This is a genomic window from Microbacterium sp. (assembly GCF_003248605.1).
Taxonomy (GTDB): Bacteria; Actinomycetota; Actinomycetes; order Actinomycetales; family Microbacteriaceae; genus Microbacterium.
In genome coordinates this window covers 1-4440 of record NZ_QFPF01000154.1, presented here as the reverse complement: position 1 = coordinate 4440, position 4440 = coordinate 1, and the positions used below count along the sequence as shown (strand labels likewise).

Below are 4440 nucleotides of genomic sequence, written 5' to 3'. Positions count from 1 at the left end.
GGCGATACGCGAACTCGATGACGCCGCATCCGAATGGGTGCTGACCTGCACCCCCGCCTCTTTTCGCGCCAGACTCGCCCGCCTCGTCGAGCGCCTCGACGCGCGGCGCGCCGAGGCCCGGCACGCCGCCGCGATGCGTGACCGGCGCGTGGTCATCGAGCACGTCGACAACGGCATGTCGTGGGTGTCGGCCCTGATCCCCACCGTCGATGCGGTCGCCGCGGGTCGGCGCCTGACCGCAACGGCCAAGGCGACCACCAACGGCGGCGGCGAGACCCGACGACGCGATCAGGTGCGAGCAGATCTCTTCAGCGCATGGCTGCGCGGTGAGGGCACAGCCACGGCCGTCAAGACCACCGTGTTCGTCACGGTTCCCGTGACGCTGCTCGCCGGCGACACGACGGCGGCACTCCCCCGGGAGCAGGCGCAGCTCGTCGGACACGGCCCGATCGACTCTCTCACCGCCGCGCAGCTGTTCTTCGAGGCCAAGGCCTTCCGCCGAGTGATCACCGACCCCGTGCGGGGCATCGTCCTCGACATGGATCGCCGCACGTACCGGCCGACCAAGGCCCAGCGCGACTGGCTCGTGCTCACCCACGGCCGGTGCGCGCGTGACGGGTGCTCAAGACTTGCGCTCGACGCGGATCTCGATCATGACAGAGCCTGGGCACGCGGCGGCACCACCGACGCATTCAATCTGCGTCCTCTCTGCCCGCCCGATCACACGCACCGGCACAAGACGAGATTCCGGTTCGTGTCGCGCCGCGACGGCACGGTCCAGGTGACCACCCCGACCGGGTTCACCACATCGCCTCCGCCGCCCTTCTGATCAGCACGACCCCGCCGCGCCCGGGCTGTGCGAGCCTGGGGCCATGCGCATCGCACTCACCGGCTCATCCGGCAAACTCGGCTCCGTCGTCCTGCGCGAGCTCCGCGCCGCGGGTCACGACGTCATCGGACTGGATGCCGTCGGCGCCCGCGACCCGGGCTTCGTCCAGGTCGATCTCACCGACTACGGGCAGGTGATCGACGCGCTCGCCGGCGTGAACGACACCCACGACGGCGTCGACGCGCTCGTGCATCTCGCGGCGATACCGGCCCCCGGCATCCGCGCCGATGTCGCGACCTTCCACAACAACATGCTCGCCACGTTCAACGTCTTCTGGGCGGCGATACGCCTCGGCATCGAGCGGATCGTGTACGCCTCGAGCGAGACCGTGCTGGGGCTGCCCTTCGAGGTGCCGCCGCCGTACATCCCCGTCGACGAGGAGTACGCCGCTCGACCCGAGTCCGTCTATTCGTTGGTCAAGCATCTCGAGGAGCAGCTGGCGATCGAGCTGGTGCGCTGGCATCCCGAGGTCTCGATCACGGCGCTGCGCTTCTCCAACGTGATGGCGCCCGAGGACTACGCCGCCTTCCCCTATGACGACGACGTGCGCGAGCGCAAGTGGAACCTCTGGGGCTACATCGACGCGCGGGACGGGGCGCAGGCGGTGGCGAGGGCATTGGATGCCGCACCCGCGGGCTTCGACCGATTCATCATCGCGGCGGCCGACACCGTCACGACGCGCACGAATGCCGAACTCGTCGCCGAGGTGTTTCCCGACACCCCGGTGCACGGCGACCTCGGCGAGCACGACACGATGCTCTCGATCGCGAAGGCACGGCGCCTGCTCGGATTCGATCCCCAGCACTCGTGGCGCGACGCGACGCAGTGAACGAAGAAGGCCCGCGCAGTGCGCGGGCCTTCTCACAACGTGGCGAGTGAGGGATTCGAACCCCCGAAGGCTACGCCGGCTGATTTACAGTCAGATCCCTTTGGCCGCTTGGGTAACTCGCCAGTGCGCGCCCGTCCGACTTTCTCAGACGACCGGAAGCGCGATCACCAATCCTACCCCGTGCGGGAACGCTCCAAGAACCGAGGCCGGCCGGGTCAGGTACCGATGCTGTCGATGTCGACGTCGCGCAGCTCGCTCGCGGTGCGCAGCAGCGCCCCCTCGAAGCGGCACGTCGCGGCGGCGATCTCCATCGCCTCATCGAGCACCTCCTGCCACCCCGGTCCGTCGGCGGGCGGCTGATCGCGCACGAGCGCCGCCACGATCGCGGCGAGGCTCGCATCGCCCGCCCCCATCGTGTCGACGATCCGGCCGCGCAGGGTCGCCACCGGCGAGGAGACGTCGAAGCCCTCCCCCGTCATGCCCGCCCCCGCGGCTCCCCGCGTGGCCAGGACGACCGGGGCTCCCAGCGCGCGCACACGGGCGACAGCGTCGTCGAGCTCTTCGGAGTACATCAGTGCCGCGTCGTCGTCGCCGACTTTGACCACTGCGGCCCGCGGCACCAGGCGCTCGAACGCCGCGACGAACGCCTCGAGATCGTGCATCATCCCGGTGCGCGGGTTGGGGTCGATCACGAGCCGCGTATCGGTCGCCGCGACAGCATCCACGAGGTCCTGCGTCTGGGCGGCGTCGTCGAGCGGAAAGCAGCTCACGACCGTCACGGGCGCCGCCGCGATCGCCCACCGCTCGCGCTCGCCGAACACCACACGTCGCGCCTGCGCGGCGGCGTTGAACTCGTAGGTGGGTTCACCGCCGCGCGAGCGCACGCTCACCGCCCGGGAGGAGCCCTGCGGAGAGGGTGACGGGATGAGCTCGACATCGAAATCGGCCAGGTAGGCGGCGATCCGCTCACCGGCGGCATCGTCGCCGACCATCGCGATCAACGACGTCGGCACCCCGAGTCGCGACAGCCCGACGGCGACGTTCAGTGCCGCTCCACCGACGAACTCGCGCAACCCGAGATCGTCGCGCAGCTCATCGATCAGGGCATCGCCCACGACCACGACTCGATCCTGCGACATCGGCGCCTCCTCGCGCTCCACCTGTGCGGGTCATCCGCTCCCATCGAACCTAGGACGACAGCACGCGCTCCACGAGGCGTTCGGTGCGCAGTCTCGCGCCGTCGATGCGCAGATCGACGCTGCTGCGCACCTCCGACGGGGCGAGCGGCGTCGCCAGGCGCACGTTCTCGTGGCACGACAGATCGGCGCAGATGTACGTACCCACGCTGCTGCCCTCGATGCCCGCACGCCCCGCCTTGCGCGCCGTGAACAGCGAGACCTGATCCGCCGGCTGCATGGTGTGACAGATGTCGCACAGAGCGGCCCGCGCCCGCGACGAGCCGTCGGCGGCGCGAAGGGCGACCCCGGTGGGCGCTCCGGCGTGCTCGGTGATGAGGTAGCCTCGGCCGCGCGCGCGGGGATCGCGCCAGGCGAGAAAATCCAGGTGATCCCAGTCGGTGAGCAGGAAGTCGTGCGGCAGCGCGACATGTCGCAGCTCGTCGGGAACCACGTTCACGAACGAGGCCCGCACCTCAGCTTCGGTCAGCGGCCGCATGTCACCTCCAGGCACTTTCCTCGTCCCAGTCTACGAAGGCCTCGCGACAGGGGCGGTCACGGGCCCGCGTCGCTAGACTTTCGGAATGGCCGATTCATCCTTCGACAACGTTGCCAAGTAACCTCTGACCGCCATCTGCTCTCGGCCGCTCCGATCGCGCACCGCTCTCGGAGAACTCCAAACTCAGGTGGGATGTCGGATTAAGGCGAACCGCGGCGGCACGCTGCAACTTCAGCGCCTGGAGGGCTCCGCACGCCCTTTCAAGCGCCAGAGCAGCCAAAGTCCAGTCATCGGTATAATCGCGAGGCCCACGAGGACCATGGTGTGCCACATGTCGAATGCGCTGAGTTGGGGTTCAGGGAGAGACGGCCCAAATGAGGAGTCAGCCACGGACGACTCCTCACTCACAACTCGGGTGAGCATCACGACCGCAACCATCACGGCGAACACGATGAATGGTGTCGCGATCGCCACGATCTTCTCCCATCTCCTCCACAGGCGACTCATGCAAACCAGCACAACGCCGACGACCCACCCGACGGCGGGAACGATGAATCCGCCGAATCCGAGTACGAGCGCCGCGGTGATGGCGAAGCCGCGCGATCGTTCGACCGGCGTCTTCACTTGTCGCTCAACCGTCATATGGGCAGGCCGCACTTGGGCGTCACGGGCCTCGCGTGCGATCGACGCAGGAGTGCCCAGCTGGGCGATCCGGGCGGCGGTGGCAGTCGCGTCCAACCCGCTTAGCTCTTCCAGGATTCCAACACGGATTTCGGATGCGATTCCGAACGGCAGACCGCTCATCGCGGAGTCCAGCCGCTCTAGGAAATCGTCCCGCAGTCGCACGGATTCGTGGTCAGTCATGGTCTCTGTCCTCTCCGAGAAGGTCCGTCACCGACGCCGCGAACGGCGTCCAGTATGTCCGGAACTGTGCGAGTTGCACCTGCCCCGATGGCGATAGTCGGTAGTACTTGCGCGCCGGACCAGACGGTGATGGCTGATCGAACGTCGTCACCCACTCGTTCTCGCGCAGCCGCGCAAGAAGCGG

The 4440-nt window shown here is 68.3% G+C and carries 6 protein-coding genes and 1 tRNA gene; 2 read left to right on the top strand and 5 right to left on the bottom strand.

What is annotated here, in order from left to right:
- Together DI573_RS14160 and DI573_RS14155 are read left to right on the top strand one after the other, a co-directional pair.
- On the top strand, nucleotides 1–829 hold an 829-nt coding region (locus tag DI573_RS14160; protein ID WP_292815637.1), incomplete at its 5' end, for an HNH endonuclease signature motif containing protein.
- 43 nt (nucleotides 830–872) lie between these two features.
- On the top strand, nucleotides 873–1718 hold the full coding sequence (locus DI573_RS14155) for an NAD(P)-dependent oxidoreductase (protein ID WP_292815634.1): 846 nt from the start codon (nucleotides 873–875) through the stop codon (nucleotides 1716–1718).
- 40 nt (nucleotides 1719–1758) lie between these two features.
- On the opposite strand, the gene DI573_RS14150 is transcribed toward DI573_RS14155, so the two are convergent.
- From DI573_RS14150 to DI573_RS14130, 5 genes are all read right to left on the bottom strand, one after another.
- Nucleotides 1759–1840, bottom strand: a tRNA-Tyr gene (locus tag DI573_RS14150).
- Between the two features lie 93 nt (nucleotides 1841–1933).
- Nucleotides 1934–2857 carry a PfkB family carbohydrate kinase gene (locus tag DI573_RS14145; RefSeq protein WP_292815632.1) on the bottom strand — a complete coding sequence of 308 codons (924 nt, stop codon included), beginning with the start codon at nucleotides 2855–2857 and terminating at the stop codon, nucleotides 1934–1936.
- A 49-nt stretch (nucleotides 2858–2906) separates the two neighbouring features.
- Complete coding sequence (locus tag DI573_RS14140; protein WP_292815640.1) at nucleotides 2907–3392, bottom strand: FBP domain-containing protein; 486 nt, start codon at nucleotides 3390–3392, stop codon at nucleotides 2907–2909.
- A 231-nt stretch (nucleotides 3393–3623) separates the two neighbouring features.
- The gene (locus DI573_RS14135) at nucleotides 3624–4256 is read right to left on the bottom strand and encodes a hypothetical protein (RefSeq protein WP_292815629.1); all 633 of its coding nucleotides are present in this window, start codon (nucleotides 4254–4256) and stop codon (nucleotides 3624–3626) included.
- On the bottom strand, nucleotides 4249–4440 hold a 192-nt coding region (locus tag DI573_RS14130; RefSeq protein WP_292815626.1), incomplete at its 5' end, for a PadR family transcriptional regulator. The genes DI573_RS14130 and DI573_RS14135, both read right to left, overlap by 8 nt.